Here is a 24,495-nt window from a genome sequence, read left to right on the forward strand (position 1 = left end):
CAACGATCAGCAAACCACCCCCTTCAGGGTTCTTCCACATTTCGGTCCGATGCTCTCTCGGAGTCATGACCCAATTGCGCAGCGATCTGATCTCCAGGTCGAGGATAGCCAAGACGGCAGCTTTACGCCTTGCGTTCCCAGCGCCGGTCTGAAGTCTGCTGCCAGTAGGTGACCACGTGGCCGGCTTCCTTCATCGTTTTCCAGTGCGTGCGCGCCGCCTCGACCTGGGCCGCATCGTGGCCGTCGAACAGGAACACGGCGCGCTCATAACCGGTAAGCTCCGGCGGCACGGCGCCGTCGACCAGGAAGCGGATCTGCGCTTCGTTCGGATTGTCCTGGCCGGTTGTCAAAAGGATCGGCTGCTCGGCCAGGTGGGATTCGCGGTCGGTCGCATGCGCCAGGAACGAATCGTCCCGGAAAATCCAAAGATGCTGGTCCAGCGCGTCGCGCCGCTCCTCGGTGCCGGTCTGCACCACGGCGCGCCAACCGCGATCGACGCTGCGCTCGAGCAGGCCGGGCAGCGCATCCTCCAGCGTCGATTCGGTCAGGTGATAGAACAGGACGTCGGCCATGATCGCGCCTTGAAAGGCCTCACCCCTCGTAGTTGTCGCGCACCAGCCGGTCGAGCAGCCTAACGCCGAAGCCGGAGGCCCATGACTGGTTGATCTCGCTGGACGGCGCGCCGATTGCGGTGCCGGCGATGTCGAGATGCGCCCAGGGCGTATCCTTCACGAAGCGCTGCAGGAACTGCGCCGCGATGATGGCGCCGCCATAGCGGCCGCCGATATTCTTCATGTCCGCATTTTTCGAGTCGATCAGCTTGTCATATTCGGTGCCGAGCGGCATCCGCCACACTCGTTCCTGCGTCGACTGCCCGGCGCTCGTCAGCCTGTTCGCCAGTTCATCATTGTTGGAGAACAGGCCGGCATAGTGCTGGCCCAGCGCGACCATGATGGCGCCGGTCAGCGTCGCCAGGTTGACCATGAATTTCGGCTGGAAGCGATCGTTGCAGTACCACAGCGCATCGGCCAGAACGAGGCGGCCTTCGGCGTCGGTATTGAGCACCTCGATGGTCAGGCCCGACATCGAGGTGACGATATCGCCGGGGCGCTGCGCATGGCCGTCTACGGCATTTTCCACCAGCCCGACGATGCCGACGACATTGGCCTTCGCCTTGCGGGCGGCCAGCGCGTGCATCAGCCCGGTGACCGCGGCAGCGCCGCCCATATCGCCCTTCATGTCCTCCATTCCGGAGGCCGTCTTTATCGAATTGCCGCCGGTGTCGAAGGTGACGCCTTTGCCGACGAAAGCAATCGGGCTGTCCTTGGCCTTGCCGCCGTTCCATCGCATGATGGCCAGGCGGGCTCCACGCGGCGAGCCTTGCGCGACGCCGAGCAGCGCGCCCATGCCGAGCTTCTTCATCTCCTTCTCGACCAGGATCTCGACCGTGACGCCGAGCGCTTCCAGTTCGTTGACGCGGGCGGCGAATTCCACCGGCCCGAGTACATTGGCCGGTTCGTTGACCAGATCGCGCGCCAGGAGCACCCCGTCGATCACCGCCACCTCGTCGGCGAAGGCCTTTTTCGCCGCCGCCGGATCGGTGGTGTGGATGGTCACCTTGACCGGCTTTTTAGGCTCGGTCGTCTTGCCGTCGCGCTGGCCGTCGCCATTTTCCTTTTTCGTCTTGTACTTGTCGAAAGCATAGCTGCGCAGAAGAATGCCCGCGGCAAGCTGTGCCGCTTGCCTGCCGCCGACGTCAGCACCGGGCAGGTCGAGCACGACGGCCACCTCCGTCGCCTTGCGAAAGGATGTAGTGATCGTACCGCCAAGCTTGAGCCAGGCATGATCGTCGAGCCCCGAGACCTTGCCGGCGCCGACCGCCACCAGCCGGTCGAGCGATGTGCCCTCGGGTGCCAGCACTTCGACCAGGCCGGCGAATTTGCCGGAAAAGTCGGCCACCGGGAACGCGCGCTCCAGCGTCTTTGCCGGATCGCAAGCCTTTGCCGCGTCGCCGAGACCGGCATCGTTGGCCGCCAGCACGAAGACACTGCCCTTTTTAGGCGCTGCGAATTTGGCGAAGGCAATCGAAGGTCTCGAAGTCATCATGTCCTGCTTTCGGGAACGGCGTTGGGTTTTTGGGAGAGTGCCTTGATGAAACTAGCTATTTGGCTGTTTCCGACCGGAAGCACCACCCCAAATTTGAATCATCGCCCCTGCCTGACGATCTGCTGCGTGATTGCGTTGGGCTGAATTCGGGCATTGGCGAAGCAACCGCGAATGCTTGGCCGCATGCCGGTAAACCACAGGCCGGGCAATTTTGGATCGGCCTCGCCCGGCACTGGTCTCAACAGTCCAGTAATCGCCGTTGAACGCGATCTCCTCGACGGCGACGCCAAGCCAGACCGGCAGACCATGCGCCGGCTGAACTCGTTCAGATGGCGGACGACCGCGTTTTTGTGGGGAAAAGCGGGTGTGCCAGCGGGATAGTCGACGCCAGGCAGTGTCGAGAGATCGCGATGCGAGTTGAGATGCAACCGTTCGTGCCGCCGATACCAGAGTTCGGCAAGCCGGCTTTCCTTTTCCAGGACAAGTGTCGGTACGCCAGCCTTTAATCAGCGCACGGGCGGCGGCCAGCCCCGCTGCGCCGGCGCCGATCACGACGCACCGTGAAAAATCTGGCCGGTTTGGCTGCGCAATTCTGTTACTTCTGCTTCCATGCCTCTACCTGTCGGAGCCACGGCGGCCATAACCGGTGATCGGCGCGACATTTGGTCGTTTTCCGGCATTTGGCAAGACTTTGCCAGAATCCGATCCCATATGGCGGATGGAATCGATGACGATTCGTCGCGGCACGGCCCCGCTTTCCTGCCGCAACGTGTTGTTAACCATCGATGTTTGCCCTTTCTTATCCATTGCCGCCGACACTCCGGCCCACCGGAAATATCGATGTGGGACGGAAACCAGATCGAATCGCCAACGGACCGGTTGTACAGGCGTCGCCGGGCGACTACCTTGTCCGGAGGCATGATGCCGTTCGGCAAATCGAGAAAAGCCTTCATGAAGGTCGTTGAACGCTACATCATGCGTCGTGCGTTGGCGGTCTTCCTGGCAGCGCTCATCTGGACGCTGGCGATCGTGTGGACGACGCAGGTGCTCGCCCGCATCGACCTCGTCACCGACAGCGGGCAGTCGGTGCTGACCTTCTTCGAGGTCGCTGCGCTGATCATTCCGTCGATCGTCCCGATCGTCGTGCCTTTCGCCCTGGCGGTCGCGGTCGCTCAGACACTGAGCGCGATGAATTCCGATTCTGAGCTTGCCGTCTTGAACGCAGCGGGCGCTTCGCGCTGGACCATCGTCAGGCCGATCATGTTCCTGGCGCTGGCGGCCAGCGTCTTTTCGTTCGCCGTCGACAACGGCGTCGATCCCTATGCACGACAGAAAAACCGCGAGCTGGTGGCGTCGTCGCGCGCCGATCTGTTGTCGCTGATCATCCAGGAAGGCACCTTCCGCAAGATCGACGACGGCCTGTTCCTGCAGGTTGGCGAGCGGCTTCCGGACAACCGCCTCGGCGGCATCTTCGTCGCCGATTCGCGCGAAGAAGGCGCCAACCTCATCTACTATGCCAAGACCGGCGCCATCATCGAAAACGGCGACGAGAAAGTGCTGATGATGAATGACGGCGTTATCCATCGCGAAACGCTGGCCGGCGATCTTTCGGTCATCCGGTTCACCTCCTATGCCTTCGACCTGTCCGCCTTCATGTCGGCCTCATCGGACGTATTGCTTTTGCCGAAGGACCGGACGACCCAGTACCTGCTCAATCCCAGTCCGAACGACAAGGTGTTCCAGAAAAAGCCGAACAAGTACCTGGCCGAACTCAACCAGCGTTTTTCCGAATGGTCCTATTCACTCGTCTTCGCGCTGATCGCGCTTGCGGTCGCGGGCGACGCGCGCTCCCATCGCGAGGCGCGCATTCATCCGCTGATCACGTCGATCGCGATTGCGCTTTTCGTGCGTTGGCTCGGTTTCTTTGCCGCCGGCAAGGCCGACAACGTTCCGCAATACGCCTATATGGTCTACGGCGTTCCTATCGTGGCGTCCGCGGTCGCGACATGGTTCATCGTCTCCAACCGGACCATGGAACTGCCGGTCGCCTGGGCCGACTGGATGACGAATTTCGCCGGCCGCTTCAGTGACGGCTGGAGCGCCCTGAAGCTCCGCTTCGCCAGGCGCGGCGCTTCTGGCCAAGGGGCCGGCTAATGGGCTGGATACGCTAATGGGCTGGACTCTGGGTAGATACTTCTTCTTCCGCTACGTGACGATCACCATCTGGTTCTTCATCGGCCTGCTGGCGCTTGTGTTCCTGATCGACTTCACCGAACTTTCCGGCCGCACGACCGGCTTGCCGGGTTTCACCTACGGCACGGCGTTCGCCATTTCAGGGTTGCGGATGCCGATGATCATGCTGCAGACGGTGCCGTTCGTCGGCCTGTTCTCGGCGATGGCGACACTGGTCTCGCTCAATCGCAGGTATGAACTGGTCATCGCGCGTTCCGCCGGCGTGTCCGCCTGGCAGTTCCTGCTGCCGTGCTGCATCGGGGCGCTGCTGTTCGGGGTGTTGTCGGTCGGCGTCATCAATCCGATCGCCGCGCATGCGTTTTCCTGGTCCGAAAAAATCGAAACCCAGCTCCGCTCCGGCAAGTCGAACACCGTCTCGGCCGACGCCGAGCCCTGGATCCGGCAGAAGACCAGTTCCGGCGATACCATCATCGGCGCGCGCGCCATTCTCAATCAGGGCCTGGAGATGGCCGATGCCGTCTTCTTCGTCCTCAACCCGCAAGGCGACATCGTCGAACGCAAGGACGCGGCGCACGCCTTTTTGCGGGATGGCTACTGGGAACTGCAGGACGTCAAGGTTTTCCGGGACGGCAATATCCAATCGGCGGCAAGCGACCGGGTGCCGACCAATCTCAAGCCCGAATTCGTGCAAGAGCGGCTGGCGCGCCCCGAAACCATCCCTTTTTACGATCTGCCCGGCAAGATCGAGGTTGCCCGCTCCTTCGGCCTCAAGGCAAATGCCTTTGCCATGCAGTTCGATTCGCTGGTGGCGCTGCCGTTCCTTCTCGTCGCCATGACGCTGATCGCCGCAACGGTGTCGATGCGATTTGCGAGGATGGGACAATCCGGGACGATGATTCTGGGTGGCGTCCTGGCCGGGTTTCTGCTTTATGTCGTGACGGTGCTGGTCAAGGCATTCGGCGTGGCGGGATTCGTACCCACAGTCGTGGCTGCATGGGTTCCGGTTGTCGTGGCTATGTTCTTCGGGGTGACTTTCTTGCTGTACAAGGAAGACGGCTAGTGAGGGGGGCGGCTTTGCGCATCCATAGGCAGGCCGGTTCGGCGCGCCTCTATGGGGCGAGCGCCTTGGCATGCCTGCTCGCTTGTGTCGTCCCGAGCATCCCGGCTTTTGCCCAGGATATCAGCGACATGGCAGCCGACGTGCCCGCCGGCTCGCAAATGCTGCTGGCGGCAGATACGCTGGTCTATGACAACGACAACCAGACAGTGACGGCCGTCGGCGGCGTGCAGATCGACTATGGCGGCAACCGCCTCGTCGCCCAGCGGGTCGAATACAATCGCAACACCAAGCGGCTCGTCGCCAGCGGCAATGTCGAGGTCGTCAACAGCGACGGCACCAAGATCTATTCGCAGCACGTCGACATCACCGACGATTTCGCCGACGGCTTCGTCAACGCGCTGCGTGTCGAAACCGTCGACAAGGCCTATTTCGCCGCCGAAAGCGCGGAACGCATGGGCGGCGTGCTGACGACGTTCCACAACGGCGTCTACACGGCCTGTGAGCCGTGCGAGGACAAACCCGACAAAGCGCCGACCTGGCGCATCAAGGCCAGAAAAATCATCTGGAACGGCGAGAAGAAGACGGTTCGCTTCGAGAATTCGAATTTCGAGTTCTTCGGCTTTCCGCTCGCCTATCTGCCGGCTTTCGAGATTGCCGATCCGACCGTCAAGCGCAAGAGCGGCTTCCTGATCCCTGGCATCTCCTACAAGAGCGATCTCGGCGTCGGCGTCAAAGTCCCCTATTATTTCGCTCTCTCACCAACCTACGATCTCACCGTCACCGGCAGCGGCTACACCAAGCAGGGCTTTCTCGGCGAAGCCGAGTGGCGTCAGCGCTTCAACAACGGCCAGTACAGCCTGAAGATCGCCGGCATCCGGCAAGTGGATCCCGACGAGTTCATCGACAGCGACGGGCACAATGTCGATTCGGGAGCGGCCGGCGACCCGAACAAATTCCGCGGCATGATGGGCACCAAGGGCCAGTTCGCCATCAATCCGCGCTGGGACTTCGGCTGGGATGTCCTGCTGCAGACCGACAAGAACTTCTCGCGCACCTACGCCATCGAAGACTTCAACGACAGCGTGCATCGCTCCTCGATCTACCTGACCGGCCTCAACGGTCGCAACTATTTCGACGTGCGCGCCATGCGCTTCGAGGTCCAGGAAGAGACGCTCTCTGACGATCCGACCGCGCGCGCCGGCAAGCAGCCCTGGGTGCTGCCCTCGCTCGACTACGCCTACATCCCAGACATGGCGGTGGGCGGCGGGCAGTTGTCGTTCAATGTCAACGCGCAGGCCATCAGCCGCGACAGGCTGGACAGGGTCCTTGCCGATCCGAACAACGCTGCGTCCGTGACCAGTGTACGCGGCATCGAGGGCCAGTCGGGCCGTCTCACCGCCGAAGCGGAATGGAAACGCACCTTCACCACCGATGGCGGGCTGCTGCTGACGCCGCTGCTGGCGCTGCGCGGCGACGCCGGCTATGTCAAAGCCTCTTCGGGATCGCTCAATGCCCTCAATCAGATGGCGTCTAATCTCGGCGTCGACGACGATATGCGATCGTCGCTCGCCCGCTTCATGGCGACCGCCGGGCTGGAAATGCGTTGGCCGGTGCTGTTCTCGTCGACCAGTTCCAGCCACATCTTCGAGCCGATGGCGCAGGTGTTCGTGCGTCCGAACGAGCAATATGTCGGCGGCCTCGCTGTTCCCAACGAGGACGCGCAGAGCTTCGTCTTTGACGCCACAACATTGTTCGAGCGCGACAAGTTCTCCGGTTACGACCGCTTGGAAGGCGGCACGCGCGCCAATGTCGGGCTGCGCTATTCCGGCGCCTATGACAATGGCTGGAGCACCAACGCGCTGTTCGGCCAATCCTACCAGCTTGACGGCCAGAACTCCTTCGCCGCGCCGGACCTGGTCAACGTCGGCGCCGATTCGGGCCTTGAGACCGCGACCTCCGATTATGTCGGTCTCGTCGGCTTCAACAGCCCCAGCGGGCTTTCCGGCTCGATCAGCGGCCGTTTCGACGAGCAGAGCTTCGAGGTTCGCCGCGCCGAGGTCAAGGCAGCCTATTCCGGCCTGCCGATTTCGTTCAGCGCCAAATACGCCTTCATCCAGGCGCAGCCGCTCTATGGCTTCACGACCGATCGTCACGAGGTCACGCTTGGCGCCTCGACGCAACTTGCAGAGAACTGGCGTGTCTTCGGTACCGGCACCTACGATCTGGAGCAAAGTGTCCTGGTCAAGGACGGGGTCGGCTTTGCCTATAGCGATTCGTGTTTCACCTACTTGATGACATTCTCGGAATCCCGCGATCTGAGCACCAAGGAAGTGTCGCAGAACATCGGTTTCAACCTGTCGTTCCGCACGCTCGGCGATTTCGGCTCGACACAAAGCTCCTTCAACGCTGTCCAGTAGCAGGCGACCGGCCAACAACGGACGGGCGGAACGGCGGCCGGCGAACGCATCGGCCCGAAAATCGGAATTGCTTTTCGGAAAGCACGATGCGTGATTCAAAGTGTTAGAGGGTATCTTGTGTGTCCAAGTGAACCCACATCGCGTCTAACGACATCGTTTCGCCGCATAGGGCAGGCACGGATTCCAGCTCCCTCAAAATGGGATAGAATTGGGCCGGAACCGAGATAAAATTGGGATGCTTTCGATGAGGAAATACCTCTTTTCGGCAGGGTTCGCGCTGCTGGTGGCGGCAACCTCGGCCTCGATCACAGTGATTACGCCGCCGGCCTTCGCCAGCCAGATCAAATACGTCGTCAACAACGTACCGATCACGACCGGCGACATCCAGCATCGGGCTGCCTTCCTGCGCCTGCAGCGCAAGAAAGGCGACGCTGCCGAGGAAATGATCGAGCAGACGCTGCGCGTCGCCGAAGCCAGGCGTCTCGGCATCCGCATCAGCGACGCCCAGGTCGACGCTGCCTATCAGCGCTTTGCCACGACCAACAAGATGCAGCTCAAACAACTCGATGGCGTCATGGCGCAGTCCGGCGTCGGCAAGGAACATTTCAAGGAGTTCATCCGCTCCCAGATGGCCTGGAACCAGGCGCTGACCGCGCGCCATCGCTCCAAGAGCGGCGGCGCGTTGAGCGAGCAGGACGTGGTCAGGCGCATGCTCGACAATGGCGGCACCAAGCCGACCGCCATGGAGTACATGCTGCAACAGGTCATTTTCGTCGTGCCGGCGGCCGAGCGCAGCGCTACGCTGTCCAAGCGCAAGCGCGAAGCCGATGCCATGCGCGCCCGCTTCAACAGCTGCAACACCTCGCGCGAATTTGCCAAGGGCCTGATCGACGTCACCGTTCGCGATCTCGGCCGGATACTGGCGCCGCAATTGCCGCCGGACTGGGCCGACCAGATCAAGGCCACCAAGGTCGGCGGCGCCACCCCCACGCGCGAGACCGACCGCGGCGTCGAGTTCATCGGCATCTGCTCGTCGCGCGAAGTGTCCGACGACAAGGCCGCCCAGATGGTGTTCCAGAGCGAAGGCTCGAGCGGCAAGGACGCCGACGAGCTCTCCAACAAGTATGTCGAGGAGTTGCGGAAGAAAGCCCGCATCGTCGAGCGCTGAAGTCGCCAGAGGCAGAGCTTCCGCTGGCGCTGAGCGTCGGCGATCCATCCGGCGTCGGGCCGGAAATCGCCATTGCCGCCTGGCGAGCGCGCGACAGCGCCGGTGTGCCGCCCTTCTATCTTATCGCCGATCCGGCGTTGATTGCCGCACGGGCGCGCTTGCTCGGCGCCGATGTGCCAATCACGGAGACGATACCAGCCAAAGCGGCGCGCGTCTTTGCACGCGCCCTGCCCGTCGTGCCCCTAGTCGCCCGCTTCGTCGACAGCACTGGCCGGCCGGACCCAGCCAACGCCGCCGGCATCATCGAGGCCATTGACCGCGCTGTTGACGACTGCCTTGGCGGCCGCGCGGCGGCAGTCGTCACCTGCCCGATCGCCAAGAAGCCGCTCTACGATGCCGGCTTCCGTTTCCCCGGCCATACCGAATATCTGGCGCATCTGGCGACACTCCACACCGGCGCAGAAGCGATGCCGGTGATGATGCTTGCCGGCCCCGAGTTGCGCACGGTTCCGGTCACCATCCACATTGCGCTGCGCGAGGTGCCGAAAGCGCTGACCACGGAGTTGGTCGTCGCGGCCGCCCGCATCACCGCCGCCGACCTCGAACATCGCTTCGGCATTGCCAAGCCGCGGCTTGCCGTTGCCGGCCTCAATCCGCATGCCGGCGAAGGCGGCGCGATGGGCGCCGAGGACGAGCGCATCATCCGCCCGGCGATCGACAGGCTGAGGGCGGAGGGCATCGACGCTTTCGGGCCGCTGCCGGCCGACACGCTGTTCCATGCCCGCGCCCGAGCCGGCTACGATGTGGCGCTGTGCATGTATCATGACCAGGCGCTGATCCCGGCCAAGGCGCTGGCGTTCGACGAGGCGGTCAACGTTACGCTCGGCCTACCCTTCATCCGCACCTCACCGGATCACGGCACCGCCTTCGATATCGCCGGCAAGGGCATAGCCCGTGCCGACAGTCTGATCGCGGCGCTCAGGCTCGCCGGCAGGCTTGCCGACATCGGGACGAAGGCTGCCGCCGCATGAGGCTTTGCATGAGAGCGGCCGCATGAGCATCGACGGGCTGCCGCCGTTGCGCGCGGTGATCGAACGCCATGGGTTGCAGGCGAAAAAGGCGCTCGGTCAGAATTTTCTGCTCGACCTCAATCTGACCGGCAAGATCGCGCGCGCCGCCGGCGACCTGACGGGCGCCACGGTGATCGAGGTCGGTCCGGGTCCCGGTGGGCTGACCCGGGCGCTGCTGTCCCACGGCGCTGCTCGGGTCATCGCCATCGAGCGCGACGAGCGTTGCCTGGCAGCGCTTGCGGAGGTGTCGGACCACTATCCGGGCGGGCTCGAGGTCATTGCCGGCGATGCGCTGAAGACGGATTTTGCGGCGCTTGCCAAAGGGCCACATGGGGGCAACGGATCTGTGAGGATCGTCGCCAACCTGCCCTACAATATCGGCACCGAGCTCTTGATACGCTGGCTGACCGTCGCCGAGTGGCCGCCCTTCTACGCATCGATGACGCTGATGTTCCAGCGCGAGGTGGCTGAGCGCATCGTCGCCCGCCCCGGCAGCGACGCCTATGGCCGGCTGGGCGTGCTGGCAGGCTGGCGGACGGAGGCAAAAATCGCTTTCGACGTGCCGCCGCAAGCGTTCACGCCGCCGCCCAAGGTGGTGTCGTCGGTGGTGCATCTGGTGCCGCGGGCAAGTCCCCTGCCCACCGAGGTCAAGAAGCTCGGCCGCGTCACCGAAGCGGCCTTCGGCCAGCGCCGCAAAATGCTGCGGCAGAGCGTCAAGAGCCTCGGCGGCGAAGCCCTGCTCACTCGCGCCGGCATCGATCCGACCCGGCGCGCCGAAACGCTTGACGTCGAGGAGTTCGTACGACTGGCCAACGCAGTGTAACTGCGCGGGCGCGCCCCTAATCCGTCTTCTCGTCGAGCAGCCCCGAGACGAAATCGAATAGACCGGGCCGGCGGTCGCGTCTGAGCCGTTCGGCGATGACGATGCCGCGCACTTCGGCGAAGGCGCGGTCGAGATCGTCATTGATGATGACGAAATCATATTCCTTCCAGTGCTCGATCTCGTTGCGGGCGTTTTTCAGACGCGTCTCGATCACCGATTCCTGGTCCTCGGCGCGGCGCTTCAGCCGCGCCTTCAATTCTTTCATCGAGGGCGGCAGGATGAAGATCGAGACGATGTCGGCGCGCATCTTCTCCTTGAGCTGCTGGGCGCCCTGCCAGTCGATGTCGAACAGCATGTCGCGGCCCTGTGCCAGCGCCAGTTCGGCCGGTTCACGCGGCGTCGCATAGCAATTGCCATGCACTTCGGCCCATTCGAGCAGTTCGTCTGAATCGCGCAGCCGCTCGAACTCGCGCATGGTCCGGAAATGATAGTGGACGCCTTCGATCTCGCTGCCGCGGCGCGGCCGCGTGGTGACGGAGACCGACAGTTCGAGACTGGAATCGCTTTCCAGAAGATTGCGCGCGATCGTCGACTTGCCGGCGCCGGACGGCGACGACAGCACGAGCATAAGACCCCGGCGGCGAATGCGGGAACCCAAATCCCTGGCAACCATAGGCTCCTTGGCGACCATCAGGGTTACTCCAGATTCTGGACCTGTTCGCGAAACTGGTCGACGACCGCCTTCAGCTCCAGCCCTATGGCAGTGACCGCAGCGGCGTTCGACTTCGAACACAGCGTATTCGATTCGCGGTTGAATTCCTGCGCCAGAAAATCGAGCTTGCGGCCGATGGCGCCGCCGCCTGCCAGCAGCACCCGACCGGACGCCACATGCGTCTTCAGCCGGTCGATCTCCTCGCGGATGTCGGCCTTGGTGGCTAGGAACGCCGCCTCCATATGCAACCGGCTGGCGTCGAGATTGGCGGAGGCATCCATCAGCAGCCGAACCTGCTCGGCAATCCGGTCCCGAATCACCGTCGGATCGCGCGACGGATCGGCCTCGGCGCGCACCGTCAGCGCCTCGATAGCGTCGATATGGCCGGACAGCAGCGAGCGTAGGGCGGCGCCCTCGCCCTGGCGTGCCTGCTCCAGCCCGCCCATCGCCACTTCGAGCGCCGAGAGAATCGCGCTGTCGAGCGCCGCCCGCGCCTCTTCGGTTTCGGTGGTTTCGGGGATGTCGAGCACGCCGCGTAGCGAAAGCAGCCCATCGGCTGTCGCAGGCGCTGCGCCGAACTGCTCCTGCAGCCGCTTCGCCAACCCGGCCAGATCCCTTAGGAAGGCCTCGTTGACCACGGGCTGCGCCTGCTGGCCGGCGGCACGGCTGACGGTCAGCGTTGCCTGGAAATTGCCGCGCGCAAAGCGCTTTTGCACTGTCTGCCTGACGGCCGGCTCGAGCCGCTCGAGGCCCTGCGGCAGCCGCAGCCTGACCTCGACACTTTTGCCGTTGACCGACTTGACCTCCCAGGCGATCGACGTGCCGTCATGTTCGGCGACGGCCCGTGCAAAACCGGTCATGCTCTGCAAATTCATGATGCCCTTGCTTCCCCCTGGCGCATGATCCCGGAAGCGGTTCCGGCCAGACATGCGCGGCTTCACAATGCCGGAGCGCCTTCGCGCCGAATCGGACGCAAGGCGCTCATGATCACAAAATCAAGCACGTCCCTGCCGTCAAACGAATCGGAGGGACGACCCCAGAACCGTCCGGCGCTACTGCGCCGCTCCCGCGTCGCCATCGTCGCCGCCGTCCACCGGCGCCTCGGTCTGACCTTCCACCTTGGCGGCGTCGGCCTCGGCAGTTCCGGCCTTGGCAGCATCATCGGCCAGCTTCTTCTGCAGCGCCCGGTAGCGGGCGACGTTCTCGTTGTGCTCGGCGAGCGTCGCGGCAAAGACATGACCGCCGGTGCCGTCGGCAACGAAATACAGGTCGTCGGTCTTCGACGGATTGGCCACGGCTTCCAGTGCCGCACGGCCGGGATTGGCGATCGGCGTCGGCGGCAAGCCGTTGATCAGATAAGTGTTGTAGGGCGTCGGCTTCTTGATGTCCGACTGATAGATTGGGCGGTCGGCGGGTTTGCCTTTGCCGCCGAACAGGCCGTAGATAATGGTCGGATCGGACTGCAGCCGCATGCCCTTGGCCAACCGGTTGAGGAAGACGGCGGCGACGCGTGAGCGTTCGTCGCCCTTGCCCGTCTCCTTCTCGACGATCGAAGCCAGGGTGACGAAGTCATCCACACTGGCCAGAGGCAGATCGGGGGCGCGCCGCTGCCAGACTTCCTCGACCAGCTTCTTCTGATCCGCCAAAAGCTTGTCGACCATCTGCTGGCGTGTCGCGCCGCGGGTGAAACGCAGCGTGTCGGTAGCAAGACTGCCCTCGGGTGGAATGGTCGCCGGCATATCGCCGTCGAGCGCTGCCTGCTCTGCGATGCGCTGCAGCGCCTGCTCGACCGTCAGTCCCTCGGGGACGGTCAGCGAATACATCACCGACTTGCCGCTCTTCAGCAACTCCATGATGTCGCGCATGGAGGCCTGCGGCTTGATCTCGTATTCGCCGGCCTTCAGGGCAGAATCATTGCCAAAGGCACGCACGCCAAGGCGGAAGATGCGCGCGTCGCTGATCAGTCCGCGCCGCTCGAGCTGCTCTGCAATTTCCTGGACGCCGGTGTTCGGCTTGACCAGGAAGGTGTCGGCATTGGCAGACGGGCCGGGCTCGTTGAATTCCTGCTTGCCGAAATACAATGCGAAACCGGCCGCCAGAATCAACAGCATCACCAAGGAGATGACGAAGTTCATGAACACAACGAACTGGCTGCGCGAGGCGCGGGAGCGCTTGGGCGGCGGCGTGCCGGCTTCGGGCCGCAATGCCTCGCTGGCCGTCTTCGGCACAATCGGACTCGACGGTGTGGACCGTTGCCCGAATTCCCCGTTGTCCGCCGCATTCGTGTTCATGGCGCCCTACCGTTTGGTCTTGCAACGAATCCCCTTGGGCAGAGTAGGGGCGAATATGGCAAAATTGACGGCACGCATACGCCGTGCCGGCCAGCGGACCGGTCAGCCATTGTAGCGCTGGAAGACCAGCGAGGCGTTGGTGCCGCCGAAGCCGAAGGAATTGGACAGCGCCACGTCGATCTGGCGGGAGCGCGGCTTGTGCGGCACCAGGTCGATCGCCGTCTCTCGATCCGGGTTGTCGAGATTGATGGTGGCCGGCGCGATGTTGTCGCGAATGGCGAGGATCGAAAAGATCGCCTCGGCGGCGCCCGCTGCACCCAGAAGATGGCCTATCGACGACTTGGTCGACGACATCGATATTTTCGACGCAGCGTTGCCGACCAGCCGCTCGACCGCGCCGAGCTCGATCGTGTCGGCCATGGTCGAGGTGCCGTGCGCATTGATGTAGTCGACGTCTGCGGGCGTCAGCTTGGCCCGGTTCAGCGCCGCAACCATGCAGCGGAAGGCGCCGTCGCCATCTTCGGCCGGCGCGGTGATGTGATAGGCATCGCCGGTCAAGCCGTAACCGGTGACCTCGGCATAGATCTTGGCGCCGCGCGCCTTGGCGTGTTCCAGCTCCTCCAGAATGACGACGCCGGCGCCCTCGCCCATGACGAAGCCGTCGCGGTCACGGTCATAGGGACGCGAGGCCGTTTCCGGAGCTTCGTTGCGGTCGGTCGACAGCGCCCGGCAAGCGGCGAAACCGGCGATCGACAGCCGGGTCACCGGCGCTTCCGCGCCGCCTGCGACCATCACGTCAGCATCGCCCCACATGATCAGCCGAGCTGCATCGCCGATGGCATGCGCGCCGGTGGAGCAAGCGGTGACGACGGCGTGGTTGGGGCCTTTCAGCCCATGCCGGATCGAAACCTGACCGGAGACGAGATTGATGATCTGGCCGGGGATAAAGAACGGGCTGATGCGGCGCGGACCGCGCTCCTTCAGGATCATCGCGTTCTCGGCGATGCCTTCGATGCCGCCGATGCCGGAGCCGATCAGCACGCCGGTGGCGCACTGCTCCTCATGGGACTTCGGCGCCCACCCCGAATCCTTCAGCGCCTCGTCGGCGGCCGCGATCCCGTAGAGGATGAAGTCACCGATCTTGCGCAGTTCCTTCGGCTCGAGAACGGCCTCGGGATTGAAGGTGGCGTTCTCACCATTGCCGCGGGGAACGACGTGGGCGACCTTGCAGGCAAGATCCTCCACCTCGAACTCGGTGATGCGCTTGGCTGCGCTGCGGCCGGTCAGGAGCTCCTTCCAGCCATGCTCGAAACCCACGCCGAACGGCGAAAGCAGCCCAAGGCCCGTGACGACGACACGCCTCATCGCAGGTCCTCCTCGCTGGTGACTGCAAATAGCGTCAGGCCGAAGCCTTATCGATGTACTTCACCGCATCGCCAACAGTCAGGATGGTTTCGGCCGCATCGTCCGGGATCTCGACGCCGAATTCTTCTTCGAACGCCATGACGAGTTCGACCGTGTCGAGACTGTCCGCGCCCAGATCATCGATGAAGCTCGCCTGCTCCGTCACCTTGTCGGCATCGACGCCAAGGTGCTCGATAACGATCTTCTTGACGCGCTCTGCGGTGTCACTCATTTGGGCATCCTCGTCTTTTGTTTGTCTGTCTTCGTTAGCGGGCGGAATGCCGCTAATCAAGCTGAAAGATGGTCCTGTCGGAAACGCAACGGCACCGGACCGGTTTTTGCCCGAACCGCCGGGTTGCGGGCCGCATTACACGAAAATCGGCCTGGGTCCAAGGCGAAAAGGGGTGTTTTCCCGCAACTGTCAAATCATCGCCATGCCGCCATTCACGTGAATGGTCTGGCCGGTGACATAGGCAGCTTCGTTGGAAGCGAGATAGGCGACGGCCGAAGCGACTTCGGCGCTGGTGCCCATGCGCCGTGTCGGGATCGCCGCCATGATCGCATCTTTCTGCTTGTCGTTGAGCTTGTCGGTCATCGCCGATTCGATGAAGCCGGGGGCGACGCAGTTGACCGTGATTTTGCGGGTGGCGATCTCCTGCGCCAGCGACTTGGAAAAGCCGATCATGCCGGCCTTGGAGGCGCAGTAATTGGTCTGGCCGGGATTGCCGGTGACGCCAACCACGGAGGTGATGTTGATGATGCGGCCATGCCGGCGCCGCATCATCGGATGGGTGAGTTCGCGGGTCAGGCGGAACACGGCGGTCAGATTGACCTCGAGCACCGTATCCCAGTCGGCGTCCGCCATGCGTACGAACAGACCGTCCTTGGTGATGCCGGCATTGTTGACGAGAATGTCGACGCCTTCGAGATCGGCCTCGACCTTCTGGCCGAGCGCCTTGACCTCGTCGCGATTGGAAAGGTTCGCCGGGAACAGCTTGACCCGGTCGCCGAGTTCGGTCGCCAGCGTCTCCAGCTTTTCGACGCGGGTGCCGTGCAGGCCGACGACGGCGCCCTGCGCATGCAGCACCCTGGCGATCGCCTCGCCGATGCCTCCCGATGCGCCTGTGACGAGGGCCTTGCGGCCGGTCAATTCGAACATGTCTTGTCTCCTGATCTAAGAGAGAACACCCTCCACGGGCGGGGTCGAATCTCGGTTGGCTATGCGAGCGCCGCCAGCGCCGCGTCGACATCCGCCGGCGTGCCGACGGCGCCGGTAGCCATATCGCGGTTGATGCGCCGCGCCAGTCCCGACAGCACCTTGCCGGCGCCCACCTCGTAAAGCGTCGCAATGCCATTCGCGCCGAACCATTCCACCGTTTCGCGCCAGCGCACGCGGCCGGTCACCTGTTCGACCAGACGGCGGGCGATTGCGTCCGGATCGCTGGACGGAGTGACCGACACGTTGGAGACCACGGGCACGAACGGCGCGTTCTTCGTGACATCGGCCAATGCCTCGCGCATGACCTCGGCCGCCGGTGCCATCAGCGCCGAATGGAAGGGCGCCGAGACCTGCAGCATCAGCGCCCGCTTGGCGCCCTTTTCCATGCACAGTCTCGCCGCCAGTTCGACCGCCGCGCTGGCACCGGAGATCACCAGTTGGCCACCGCCATTGTCGTTGGCGATCTGGCAAACTGAACCTTTGGCCGCTTCAGCGCAGGCGTCTTCGACATCGGCCTGTTCCAGCCCGATGATCGCCGCCATGGCGCCTTCACCGGCCGGCACAGCCGCCTGCATGGCATTGCCGCGGATACGCAAAAGCCGGGCCGCATCGGCCACCGAAACGAAACCGGCGGCGGCAAGTGCCGAATATTCGCCGAGCGAGTGGCCGGCGACATAGGCGACCTTGTCCCTCAGCGAGAGGCCGCGCGATTCCAGCGCCCGGATCGCGGCGAGCGACACAGCCATCAGCGCCGGCTGGGCATTGGCGGTCAGCGTCAGCCTCTCTTCCGGCCCTTCCCAGATCAGCTTCGACAGGTTTTCGCCAAGCGCCTCGTCGACCTCTTCGAAGATATTCCGCGATTCCGGAAAGGCGTCCGCGAGGTCCTTGCCCATGCCGACAGCCTGGCTGCCCTGTCCCGGAAAGGTGAATGCGACGGCCATGTGTGGCTCCCAAGCGGCTGATTTTTCCTGCCTGTGACGCAAGGCGGGCGGGCAAGTCAAGTCCGCTGGCAGCCCGACGCGGGTCGCTCCGGCTCGGTATCGCTGGCCGAGTACCTGTTCCAAAAGGCTTTTTTTCGATCACTCATGATGAAAATCGCTCACGATTCGTTTGCTGGCTCTTCTTATTTCAGCCACAGGCGTTAGCTTTTCGTGACATATCGATGACAGCTCAATGACACTTTTGTGTATGGTCGGGGGAATTGTAAGGTGGCAAGGACTAGGAAAGGCGTTGGCAAAGCCGCGCCACAGTTTCTGGAAGGCGATCCGGCCACCGGCTATCTGCCGGGCCGGAAATGGCCTGTTATCCGCTATGGCCTCGTCAGCCTTCTCGCCGCCACCATCCTGGTTTTTGCGATCGAACTGATCGTGCGCGGCGACTTTGCCGGCACCGTCGCCTTCTTCCTGCAGCCCTTCAAGCCGGGCTGGACCACCATCATCATCTTCGCGCTTATCCTGATCGGCCTCGACGCCGTGCTCGGCCGCAGCCACCAGAGCCTGATGATCGTCGCGCCGCTGACGCTTGCGCTGGCCTTTGTCGGCCATCAGAAATCGCTCTATCTCGGCGATCCGCTCTATCCGACCGATTTCCTCTATTCACGCCAGATCGTGGCGCTGATGCCGCTGCTGGTGCGCGAACGTCCGGGAACCGCCATCGCTCTGGCGATCGGAATCGTTGGCAGCCTGTCGCTGCTCGTTTATGGCTGGCGGCTCTGGCGCCGCCGGGTACCGGCGCTCAGCCGCAAGGGTCGCCTGGCCCGGCTGACATTGACCGTGCCGTTGCTCGCCTTCTTCGTCTCGATCATGGATTACGCGACCTTCTCGTGGACGCGGGACCGGCTGCAGATCATCCCGATCATGTGGGACCAGAAGGAAAACTACGCCTCCAATGGCTTCGCGCTCGCCTTCGCGCTCAACGTACCGATGGCGCATGTCTCTTCGCCTGCCGGCTACTCCGACAAGTCGATCGCAGCGATCGACAGGCCTGACGTGACGGCCTCGGTGCCGGCCGAGAAGCCCGACATCATCATCGTCATGAGCGAATCATTCTGGGATCCGACCGAACTGCCCGGCGTCAACATCACGCCCGATCCGATTCCCACTGTGCGGGCCCTGCGCTCGGGCTACATGTTCTCACCCGAATTCGGCGGCATGACCGCCAATGTCGAATTCGAGGCGCTGACCGGCTTTTCCAACGCCTTCCTGCCGGCCGGCAGCATCCCCTACCAGCAATATGTCCGCGCGCCGGTGCCGTCGATGGCGACGTTCTTGAAGAGCCAGGGCTATGAGACGCGCGCCATCCATCCGGGCACGAGCTGGTTCTGGAACCGCACGCCGGTCTATGCGGATTTCGGCTTCGACGACTTCAAGTCGGAAGAAAATATGCCATATCTCGAAAAGCGCGGTCCGCTGGCCTCGGACGCGGCGATGACCGACGAGATCATCCGCGAGGCCGATGCCACCGACGATCCGCTCTTCTTCTTCGCCGTCAGCCTGCAGAATCACGGACCCTACGAGCCGAATCGCTACTACAATCCGACCCACAAGGTGCATGCGCCGACCAGCCAGTGGGCAAAGGATTCACTGCTGAGCTTCACCGAGGGTGCATCCGACGCCGATAAGGGCCTCGAGCGCCTTGTCGAATGGGCGAAGAACCGCCAACGGCCGACAGTCATCGCCTTCTTCGGCGACCATCTGCCGCCGCTCGGCCCGGTCTATGTCGAGACCGGCTTCCTCAAAGATAATGTCGCGCCGCGCAAAGAGCCGCCTGACCAGATGCTGCTGCATCACCAGACGCCGCTGGTCGTATGGTCGAACCGCACCGGGCCGGCCGCGGACATGGGCGCGGTAAGTCCGGCTTTCCTGCCCTACCATATCCTGACCACGGCCGGGATCAGCCATCCCTATTACACCGGCTTCCTCGGCCAGATGCGCGAGCGCTACAGCGTTGTCGATCGTAATTTGTTGATGAAGCCGACGGGCGAGGACACGCCCGACTGGGCGCGACAGAAGAAGATCGATCCGGCCATTCGCGATTTCCGTCTGCTGCAATACGACATGATGTTCGGCAAGCGCCATGCGGCGCCCGATTTCTTCCCGGAAACGGTGAACAAGCGCGTCCCGCATACAAGCTGAAGATGCCGCGACGTATCGTCCTTGGAGCGGCGGGTTTTCGGCTCGCCCTTGCCTTGCGGTCAAATTCCTGTATAGACGCCCGCAATCTGCCGGTCCTTGCTGGGGGCTGAACGGAGGGCCGGAGGTTTTTTGAAAACCTTCGTGTGGAGCCAGAAGCGCTTCCGCCTCCCGTGTCTCCGCTCTCGACCGTCTCGTCATGCTCCTTTCTTCCCCGCCCCCTTCTAGGGATCGGCGGGTCAGAGAAGTTGCAGAGGCTTTTGCCGCGGGAACCGGGAGAGAAACGAAGAAAGGCGAAGAACAATATGGCTCTTTACGAACATGTGTTTCTTGCCCGGCAGGACCTCTCGCAGCAGCAGGTCGATGCGCTTGTCGAACAGTACAAGGGCGTCATCTCCGCGAATGGCGGGTCCGTCGGCCGGGTCGAGAACTGGGGACTGAAGTCCCTCACCTACCGGGTCAACAAGAACCGGAAGGCATACTATACGCTGATGGACATCACCTGCCCGCCGGCCGCGCTCAACGAGATGGAGCGCCAAATGGGCCTGTCCGAGGATGTGCTGCGTTTCCTCACCATCAAGGTCGATGCACATGAGGAAGGCCCGTCGGCGATGATGCAGAAGCGCGAAGAGCGCTCGGAACGCGGCGGCTTCGGCGACCGTGACCGCGGCCCACGCTCGTTCGGCGACCGCGATCGCGGCGACCGTGGCGATCGCCCGCCGCGCAGCTTCGGTGGCGATGCCGGTGCAGATCGTGGTCCGCGCCGTCCGCGCGAAGGTGTTGAAGGGGGTGCAGAATAATGGTCGACATCAACCAGATCCCGACCCGGCGCCCGTTCCATCGCCGCCGCAAGACCTGCCCGTTCTCCGGAGCCAACGCGCCCAAGATCGACTACAAGGACGTACGTCTTCTGCAGCGCTACATTTCCGAGCGCGGCAAGATCGTGCCGTCGCGCATCACCGCCGTCAGCCAGAAGAAGCAGCGCGAACTCGCCAAGGCGATCAAGCGCGCCCGCTTCCTCGGACTGCTGCCCTACGTGGTTCGCTAACACTCTTTCAGCGGGCGGTTCGCCGCCCGCTCTTCCCAACGGCGACGGGCGCCGCAGGGTTGAACTTGATTGATGCATGTCGTTGTCCCAAAACCGGGCCACTTTTGGGCGACATGCATTGAAAATCCCGGGTTGAGGTGAAGACCTCTAACTGCCGCGACAGGCAGGACAGCGACATAGGCGGCAACGCCCTCAGCTTCCTGACCTGTTCCAGACAATTCGGCGTCGATGCCAGTGATTGGCGCCCAAACGAAGGAACAAAACTATGGACGTCATTCTTCTCGAGCGCGTTTCCCGCCTCGGTCAGATGGGCGATACCGTCAAGGTCAAGGATGGATTCGCCCGCAACTTCCTGCTGCCGCAGGGCAAGGCGCTGCGCGCCAACGAAGCCAACAAGAAGAAATTCGAAGGCCAGCGCGCCCAGCTCGAAGCCCGCAACCTCGAGCGCAAGTCCGAGGCCATGCAGATTTCGGAAAAGCTCGACGGCAAGAGCTTCATCGCCGTACGTTCGGCCGGCGAAACCGGCCAACTCTACGGCTCGGTGTCGACCCGCGACATCGCAGAGCTTTTGACGGCGGAAGGCTTTTCGGTCAACCGCAACCAGATCCTGCTCAACCAGCCGATCAAGACCATCGGCCTTACCAATGTGGCGATCGCGCTGCATCCGGAAGTCGAGGTCACCATTACGCTCAACATCGCCCGCACCGCCGACGAAGCCGAGCGCCAGGCCAAGGGCGAGACGCTGACCACGGCCGAAGCTATCTATGGCGACGACATCAACGACAATGCGCGCCCGGACAACTTCTTCGATCCCAATGCCGAGTTGGAAGGCGGCGAAGATAACGGCTGATTGCACGTCACAAGGCGTCAGAGCGGCGCTTTAAAACGTTTCGTCGGCTTCCAGTCATTTCTGGACCAATGCCCGGGCCTCTCGCCTGGGCATTTTTGTGCCAAAAGGAACTTTTCGAACCCCTATATGTTGAGGCAGACTACAGCGCCGCGCGTCCTTTGGACGCGCAAATGAAGCTGTAGAACTTCGGTTTGGCGCATGATCCTTTCCGAAAATCGAATCCGATTTTCGGGGTCGTGCGCCGAGACAGCGTGTCTGGCCGAGAGGGGATATTGGTCATGAATATTCTGCTGAAACGCATTCTCGACCGCCTGGTGCGCACCGGCAACCTCAAAGTCACCGGACCGAAAGGCCTCTCGGTGATTTTCGGCGATGGCACTGGCGATCCGGTACACATGCACATCAAGACCGCGCATGCCGAGCGCGCCATCACCTTCGATCCGATGCTGGCGGTGCCGGAGGCCTACATAGACGGCGAACTCGACATACTCGAGGGTGGCGTGCTGGGGGTGATGCGTATCGCTTTCCAGAACATGGGTAGCGGCGGCATCGATGCCACCTGGTCGAAGGCAATCGAGGGCCTGCGCCACGCCTTCCGCCGCCTGCAGCAGATCAACACGGCGGCGCGCGCGCGCCGCAACGTGCAGCGCCACTATGATCTATCGGGCGAGCTCTACCGGCTCTTCCTCGACGAGGACATGCAGTATTCCTGCGCCTATTTCGAGCAGCCGGACATGACGCTCGATGAGGCGCAGGCCGCCAAGAAGCGCCACATCGCCGCCAAGCTCAGGCTGAAGGCCGGTCAGACGGTGCTCGACATCGGCTCCGGCTGGGGCGGGCTCGGCCTCTATCTCGCCAAGTCCTTCGACGTAGACGTGCAAGGTGTGACGTTGTCGACCGAGCAGCATGGCGTCGCCACCGACCGCGCCCATGCGCAAGGCCTGGAAAACCGCGTGCATTTCGAATTGAGGGACTACCGCGAGCTCAACGAGCGCTTCGACCGCATCGTCTCGGTCGGCATGTTCGAGCATGTCGGCGTCAATCACTACCGGACCTTCTTCGACAAATCGGCGACGCTCTTGAAGCCGGACGGCGTCATGCTGCTGCACACGATCGGCCGCTCCGGCGTGCCGTGGGCAACCAGCGCCTTCATCCGCAAATACATCTTCCCGGGCGGCTATATCCCCTCGCTCTCGGAAGTGATGCCGGCGATCGAAAAGTCGGGCCTCATCGTCACCGACATCGAAATCCTGCGGCTGCATTATGCCGACACGCTGAAGCACTGGGGCGAGCGCTTCGCCGCCAACCGCGACAAGGCAAAGGCGATTTACGACGAGCGTTTCTGCCGCATGTGGGAGTTCTACCTAGCAGCCTCGGAAGCCGCCTTCCGCTGGCAGGATCTGGTGATCTTCCAAATCCAGATCGCCAAGAAGAACGACACGCTGCCGATGTCTCGCGACTATATGGCCAAATGCGAAAAGGCGCTGGAGATGCGCGACATGGGACATCGCCCAAAAGCCGTTACCGCCAAGCCCGCGCGGCGGCGCAAGGTAGCGGATATGGAATAGACCGCCGGCGATCGCCCCATTGCGGCTTGCCTTTGCCGGCCCGCACGCTGAAAAAGGTCTCGTCGTCGCCGCGAGACCTTTTTTCATGACCTATCTCATCTACATCGTTGCTGCCCTTGCCGAGATCGCCGGCTGCTTTTCGATCTGGGCGTGGTGGCGGCTGGAAAAGTCGCTGCTGTGGCTGGCGCCAGGCCTGGCCTCGCTCGCATTTTTCGGCTTCCTGCTGGCGCTGGTAGACGTCAGCGCGGCGGGCCGTGCCTATGCTGCCTATGGCGGCATTTACATCGCCGCCTCGCTCGGATGGCTGTGGCTGGTGGAAGGCGTGCGCCCAGACCGTTGGGATCTTGCCGGGTCCGCGCTCTGCATCGTCGGCGCCTCGGTCATCCTGCTCGCACCTCGGGGTGCCTGAGCTATGGAACTGCCTATCCCGCTTCGACAGGCCGTCGAGCGCCTCCTCGAAAAAGTACCGCTGCCGACGCTGAAGCAAGCGGCAAAAACGCTGTCGGACCGCTACCGCGCCGAACTGCGCGACGGCCGTCTGCACATGGCCGAGGAGATGGCGGTCAAGGCCTATCTGGCGACGCGGCTGCCGGCGACCTATGCCGCCGTCCGTGCCAGCCTCGATGGGCTCAGCGAGGCAAGACCCGATTATGCTCCGAAAACCCTGCTCGATGTCGGCGCCGGCCCTGGTACGGTGCTTTGGGCCGCGCTCGATCTCTGGCCCGACCTCCAGCAGGCGGTGCTCATCGAGGCGAGCGCCGCGGTGCGCCGGGTCGGCGAGGCGCTTGCCACTGAGGCGATGACGGCCAGGATGGCCTGGCAGGCCGGCGATGTCACCCTCGATCTCGCCGATCTCAAGCCGGCCGAGTTGGTCACCTGCGCCTATGTGCTGGACGAGATCGGACCGGCGTCGCTGCCAAAACTCATCGACCGGCTCTGGCACCTGACCGACAACACGCTGCTGGTCGTCGAGCCGGGCACGCCGGCCGGATGGCAGCGCATCCTTGCCGTGCGCCGGCAGCTGATCGAGGCGGGCGCGCATGTGCTTGCGCCTTGCCCGCATGAGGCTCCCTGCCCGCTCGTGCCGCCCGACTGGTGCCATTTTTCGCGCCGTGTCGCGCGTTCGCGCCTGCACCGGCTGGCTAAAGACGCCGACGTGCCATGGGAGGACGAGAAATTCATCTACATCGCCGCCTCCCGCCAAGCTGTTGCCCCACCGCAGGCACGTGTGATCGCACCGCCGAAATCGGGCTCCGGCAAGGTCCTGCTGAAACTTTGCCAAAAGGACGGCAGTGCCGACGAGAAACTGTTCACCAAGCGCCACGGTGAACTGTTCAAGGCGGCGCGGCGGCTGGACTGGGGTGATTCCGTCTAGCGACTTCGGCCCGCGTCCACCACACACTTGATTTTGTTCTTCATTTGTTCTAGCTATCGC

23 protein-coding genes are annotated in these 24,495 nt (G+C 63.2%); 13 read left to right on the top strand and 10 right to left on the bottom strand.

Annotated features, from left to right (window positions below):
- Window positions 1–122 precede the first annotated feature (122 nt).
- The 3 genes from A9K68_RS22505 to A9K68_RS22515 form a co-directional block, all read right to left on the bottom strand.
- A complete protein-coding gene (locus A9K68_RS22505) occupies window positions 123–572 on the bottom strand; it encodes a DNA polymerase III subunit chi (protein WP_065008935.1) in 450 nt (149 codons plus the stop codon).
- Window positions 573–591: 19 nt separating this feature from the next.
- Window positions 592–2,103, bottom strand: coding sequence for a leucyl aminopeptidase (locus A9K68_RS22510; RefSeq protein ID WP_065009007.1), 1,512 nt, complete (start codon window positions 2,101–2,103; stop codon window positions 592–594).
- A 618-nt stretch (window positions 2,104–2,721) separates the two neighbouring features.
- Entirely contained in the window at window positions 2,722–2,913 is a 192-nt protein-coding gene (locus A9K68_RS22515) for a hypothetical protein (protein ID WP_065008934.1), read from the bottom strand.
- Window positions 2,914–3,057: 144 nt separating this feature from the next.
- Between A9K68_RS22515 and lptF the strand changes: the two genes are divergently transcribed.
- The 6 genes from lptF (at window position 3,058) to rsmA (ending at window position 10,837) form a co-directional block, all read left to right on the top strand.
- Window positions 3,058–4,260, top strand: a complete 1,203-nt coding sequence (gene lptF / locus A9K68_RS22520; protein ID WP_065009006.1) for an LPS export ABC transporter permease LptF — start codon at window positions 3,058–3,060, stop codon at window positions 4,258–4,260.
- Window positions 4,261–4,276: 16 nt separating this feature from the next.
- Window positions 4,277–5,359 (top strand): LPS export ABC transporter permease LptG, encoded by a 1,083-nt coding sequence (gene lptG / locus A9K68_RS22525; RefSeq protein WP_065008933.1) that lies wholly within the window; start codon window positions 4,277–4,279, stop codon window positions 5,357–5,359.
- 128 nt (window positions 5,360–5,487) lie between these two features.
- Window positions 5,488–7,776, top strand: coding sequence for an LPS-assembly protein LptD (locus tag A9K68_RS22530; RefSeq protein WP_246811212.1), 2,289 nt, complete (start codon window positions 5,488–5,490; stop codon window positions 7,774–7,776).
- Window positions 7,777–8,011: 235 nt separating this feature from the next.
- Window positions 8,012–8,944, top strand: a complete 933-nt coding sequence (locus A9K68_RS22535) for a peptidylprolyl isomerase (protein ID WP_065008931.1) — start codon at window positions 8,012–8,014, stop codon at window positions 8,942–8,944.
- Window positions 8,941–9,975, top strand: a complete 1,035-nt coding sequence (pdxA, locus tag A9K68_RS22540) for a 4-hydroxythreonine-4-phosphate dehydrogenase PdxA (protein WP_065008930.1) — start codon at window positions 8,941–8,943, stop codon at window positions 9,973–9,975. Before A9K68_RS22535 ends, pdxA begins: the two co-directional genes overlap by 4 nt.
- A 22-nt stretch (window positions 9,976–9,997) precedes the next feature.
- Window positions 9,998–10,837: a 16S rRNA (adenine(1518)-N(6)/adenine(1519)-N(6))-dimethyltransferase RsmA gene (rsmA, locus tag A9K68_RS22545; protein WP_065008929.1), complete on the top strand. Its 840-nt coding sequence runs from the start codon at window positions 9,998–10,000 to the stop codon at window positions 10,835–10,837.
- A 16-nt stretch (window positions 10,838–10,853) separates the two neighbouring features.
- On the opposite strand, the gene gmk is transcribed toward rsmA, so the two are convergent.
- From gmk to fabD, 7 genes are all read right to left on the bottom strand, one after another.
- A complete protein-coding gene (gmk, locus tag A9K68_RS22550; RefSeq protein WP_027152668.1) occupies window positions 10,854–11,528 on the bottom strand; it encodes a guanylate kinase in 675 nt (224 codons plus the stop codon).
- A 5-nt stretch (window positions 11,529–11,533) separates the two neighbouring features.
- Window positions 11,534–12,424 (bottom strand): YicC/YloC family endoribonuclease, encoded by an 891-nt coding sequence (locus A9K68_RS22555; RefSeq protein WP_065009005.1) that lies wholly within the window; start codon window positions 12,422–12,424, stop codon window positions 11,534–11,536.
- A gap of 177 nt (window positions 12,425–12,601) precedes the next feature.
- A complete protein-coding gene (gene mltG, locus A9K68_RS22560; RefSeq protein ID WP_065008928.1) occupies window positions 12,602–13,840 on the bottom strand; it encodes an endolytic transglycosylase MltG in 1,239 nt (412 codons plus the stop codon).
- A 102-nt stretch (window positions 13,841–13,942) separates the two neighbouring features.
- A complete protein-coding gene (gene fabF / locus A9K68_RS22565) occupies window positions 13,943–15,205 on the bottom strand; it encodes a beta-ketoacyl-ACP synthase II (RefSeq protein WP_065008927.1) in 1,263 nt (420 codons plus the stop codon).
- A 34-nt stretch (window positions 15,206–15,239) separates the two neighbouring features.
- On the bottom strand, window positions 15,240–15,476 hold the full coding sequence (locus tag A9K68_RS22570) for an acyl carrier protein (protein WP_006203723.1): 237 nt from the start codon (window positions 15,474–15,476) through the stop codon (window positions 15,240–15,242).
- A gap of 189 nt (window positions 15,477–15,665) precedes the next feature.
- Complete coding sequence (fabG, locus tag A9K68_RS22575) at window positions 15,666–16,403, bottom strand: 3-oxoacyl-[acyl-carrier-protein] reductase (protein ID WP_095519611.1); 738 nt, start codon at window positions 16,401–16,403, stop codon at window positions 15,666–15,668.
- A gap of 59 nt (window positions 16,404–16,462) precedes the next feature.
- Window positions 16,463–17,404, bottom strand: a complete 942-nt coding sequence (gene fabD / locus A9K68_RS22580; protein WP_065009851.1) for an ACP S-malonyltransferase — start codon at window positions 17,402–17,404, stop codon at window positions 16,463–16,465.
- 267 nt (window positions 17,405–17,671) lie between these two features.
- Here fabD and A9K68_RS22585 point away from each other — a divergent pair, with 267 nt between their 5' ends.
- The 7 genes from A9K68_RS22585 to A9K68_RS22615 all read left to right on the top strand — a co-directional run bounded on the left by A9K68_RS22585 (window position 17,672) and on the right by A9K68_RS22615 (window position 24,435).
- A complete protein-coding gene (locus A9K68_RS22585; protein ID WP_065009850.1) occupies window positions 17,672–19,597 on the top strand; it encodes an LTA synthase family protein in 1,926 nt (641 codons plus the stop codon).
- Between the two features lie 302 nt (window positions 19,598–19,899).
- Window positions 19,900–20,394: a 30S ribosomal protein S6 gene (rpsF, locus tag A9K68_RS22590; RefSeq protein ID WP_029354402.1), complete on the top strand. Its 495-nt coding sequence runs from the start codon at window positions 19,900–19,902 to the stop codon at window positions 20,392–20,394.
- Complete coding sequence (gene rpsR / locus A9K68_RS22595; RefSeq protein WP_006203718.1) at window positions 20,394–20,642, top strand: 30S ribosomal protein S18; 249 nt, start codon at window positions 20,394–20,396, stop codon at window positions 20,640–20,642. The genes rpsF and rpsR overlap by 1 nt, the downstream gene beginning before the upstream one ends.
- Window positions 20,643–20,907: 265 nt before the next feature.
- Window positions 20,908–21,492 carry a 50S ribosomal protein L9 gene (rplI, locus tag A9K68_RS22600; protein WP_065009849.1) on the top strand — a complete coding sequence of 195 codons (585 nt, stop codon included), beginning with the start codon at window positions 20,908–20,910 and terminating at the stop codon, window positions 21,490–21,492.
- Between the two features lie 278 nt (window positions 21,493–21,770).
- Window positions 21,771–23,060: a cyclopropane-fatty-acyl-phospholipid synthase family protein gene (locus A9K68_RS22605; RefSeq protein WP_065009848.1), complete on the top strand. Its 1,290-nt coding sequence runs from the start codon at window positions 21,771–21,773 to the stop codon at window positions 23,058–23,060.
- An 85-nt stretch (window positions 23,061–23,145) separates the two neighbouring features.
- Window positions 23,146–23,469, top strand: coding sequence for a YnfA family protein (locus tag A9K68_RS22610; protein ID WP_065009864.1), 324 nt, complete (start codon window positions 23,146–23,148; stop codon window positions 23,467–23,469).
- Window positions 23,470–23,472: 3 nt separating this feature from the next.
- On the top strand, window positions 23,473–24,435 hold the full coding sequence (locus A9K68_RS22615; RefSeq protein WP_065009847.1) for a small ribosomal subunit Rsm22 family protein: 963 nt from the start codon (window positions 23,473–23,475) through the stop codon (window positions 24,433–24,435).
- Window positions 24,436–24,495 lie beyond the last annotated feature (60 nt).

The sequence above is a fragment of the Mesorhizobium sp. AA22 genome, from assembly GCF_001672375.2.
GTDB classification, from domain to species: domain Bacteria; phylum Pseudomonadota; class Alphaproteobacteria; order Rhizobiales; family Rhizobiaceae; genus Mesorhizobium; species Mesorhizobium wenxiniae.

Excerpts from the sequence above, each read along its gene's own strand:
- A9K68_RS22505 (WP_065008935.1), bottom strand. The coding sequence starts at position 572 with ATGGCCGACGTCCTGTTCTATCACCTGACCGAATCGACGCTGGAGGAT.
- A9K68_RS22510 (WP_065009007.1), bottom strand. The coding sequence starts at position 2,103 with ATGACTTCGAGACCTTCGATTGCCTTCGCCAAATTCGCAGCGCCTAAA.
- A9K68_RS22515 (WP_065008934.1), bottom strand. The coding sequence starts at position 2,913 with ATGGATAAGAAAGGGCAAACATCGATGGTTAACAACACGTTGCGGCAG.
- lptF (WP_065009006.1), top strand. The coding sequence starts at position 3,058 with ATGAAGGTCGTTGAACGCTACATCATGCGTCGTGCGTTGGCGGTCTTC.
- lptG (WP_065008933.1), top strand. The coding sequence starts at position 4,277 with ATGGGCTGGACTCTGGGTAGATACTTCTTCTTCCGCTACGTGACGATC.
- A9K68_RS22530 (WP_246811212.1), top strand. The coding sequence starts at position 5,488 with ATGGCAGCCGACGTGCCCGCCGGCTCGCAAATGCTGCTGGCGGCAGAT.
- A9K68_RS22535 (WP_065008931.1), top strand. The coding sequence starts at position 8,012 with ATGCTTTCGATGAGGAAATACCTCTTTTCGGCAGGGTTCGCGCTGCTG.
- rsmA (WP_065008929.1), top strand. The coding sequence starts at position 9,998 with ATGAGCATCGACGGGCTGCCGCCGTTGCGCGCGGTGATCGAACGCCAT.
- gmk (WP_027152668.1), bottom strand. The coding sequence starts at position 11,528 with ATGGTCGCCAAGGAGCCTATGGTTGCCAGGGATTTGGGTTCCCGCATT.
- A9K68_RS22555 (WP_065009005.1), bottom strand. The coding sequence starts at position 12,424 with ATGAATTTGCAGAGCATGACCGGTTTTGCACGGGCCGTCGCCGAACAT.
- mltG (WP_065008928.1), bottom strand. The coding sequence starts at position 13,840 with ATGAACACGAATGCGGCGGACAACGGGGAATTCGGGCAACGGTCCACA.
- fabF (WP_065008927.1), bottom strand. The coding sequence starts at position 15,205 with ATGAGGCGTGTCGTCGTCACGGGCCTTGGGCTGCTTTCGCCGTTCGGC.
- A9K68_RS22570 (WP_006203723.1), bottom strand. The coding sequence starts at position 15,476 with ATGAGTGACACCGCAGAGCGCGTCAAGAAGATCGTTATCGAGCACCTT.
- fabG (WP_095519611.1), bottom strand. The coding sequence starts at position 16,403 with ATGTTCGAATTGACCGGCCGCAAGGCCCTCGTCACAGGCGCATCGGGA.
- fabD (WP_065009851.1), bottom strand. The coding sequence starts at position 17,404 with ATGGCCGTCGCATTCACCTTTCCGGGACAGGGCAGCCAGGCTGTCGGC.
- rpsF (WP_029354402.1), top strand. The coding sequence starts at position 19,900 with ATGGCTCTTTACGAACATGTGTTTCTTGCCCGGCAGGACCTCTCGCAG.
- rpsR (WP_006203718.1), top strand. The coding sequence starts at position 20,394 with ATGGTCGACATCAACCAGATCCCGACCCGGCGCCCGTTCCATCGCCGC.
- rplI (WP_065009849.1), top strand. The coding sequence starts at position 20,908 with ATGGACGTCATTCTTCTCGAGCGCGTTTCCCGCCTCGGTCAGATGGGC.
- A9K68_RS22605 (WP_065009848.1), top strand. The coding sequence starts at position 21,771 with ATGAATATTCTGCTGAAACGCATTCTCGACCGCCTGGTGCGCACCGGC.
- A9K68_RS22610 (WP_065009864.1), top strand. The coding sequence starts at position 23,146 with ATGACCTATCTCATCTACATCGTTGCTGCCCTTGCCGAGATCGCCGGC.
- A9K68_RS22615 (WP_065009847.1), top strand. The coding sequence starts at position 23,473 with ATGGAACTGCCTATCCCGCTTCGACAGGCCGTCGAGCGCCTCCTCGAA.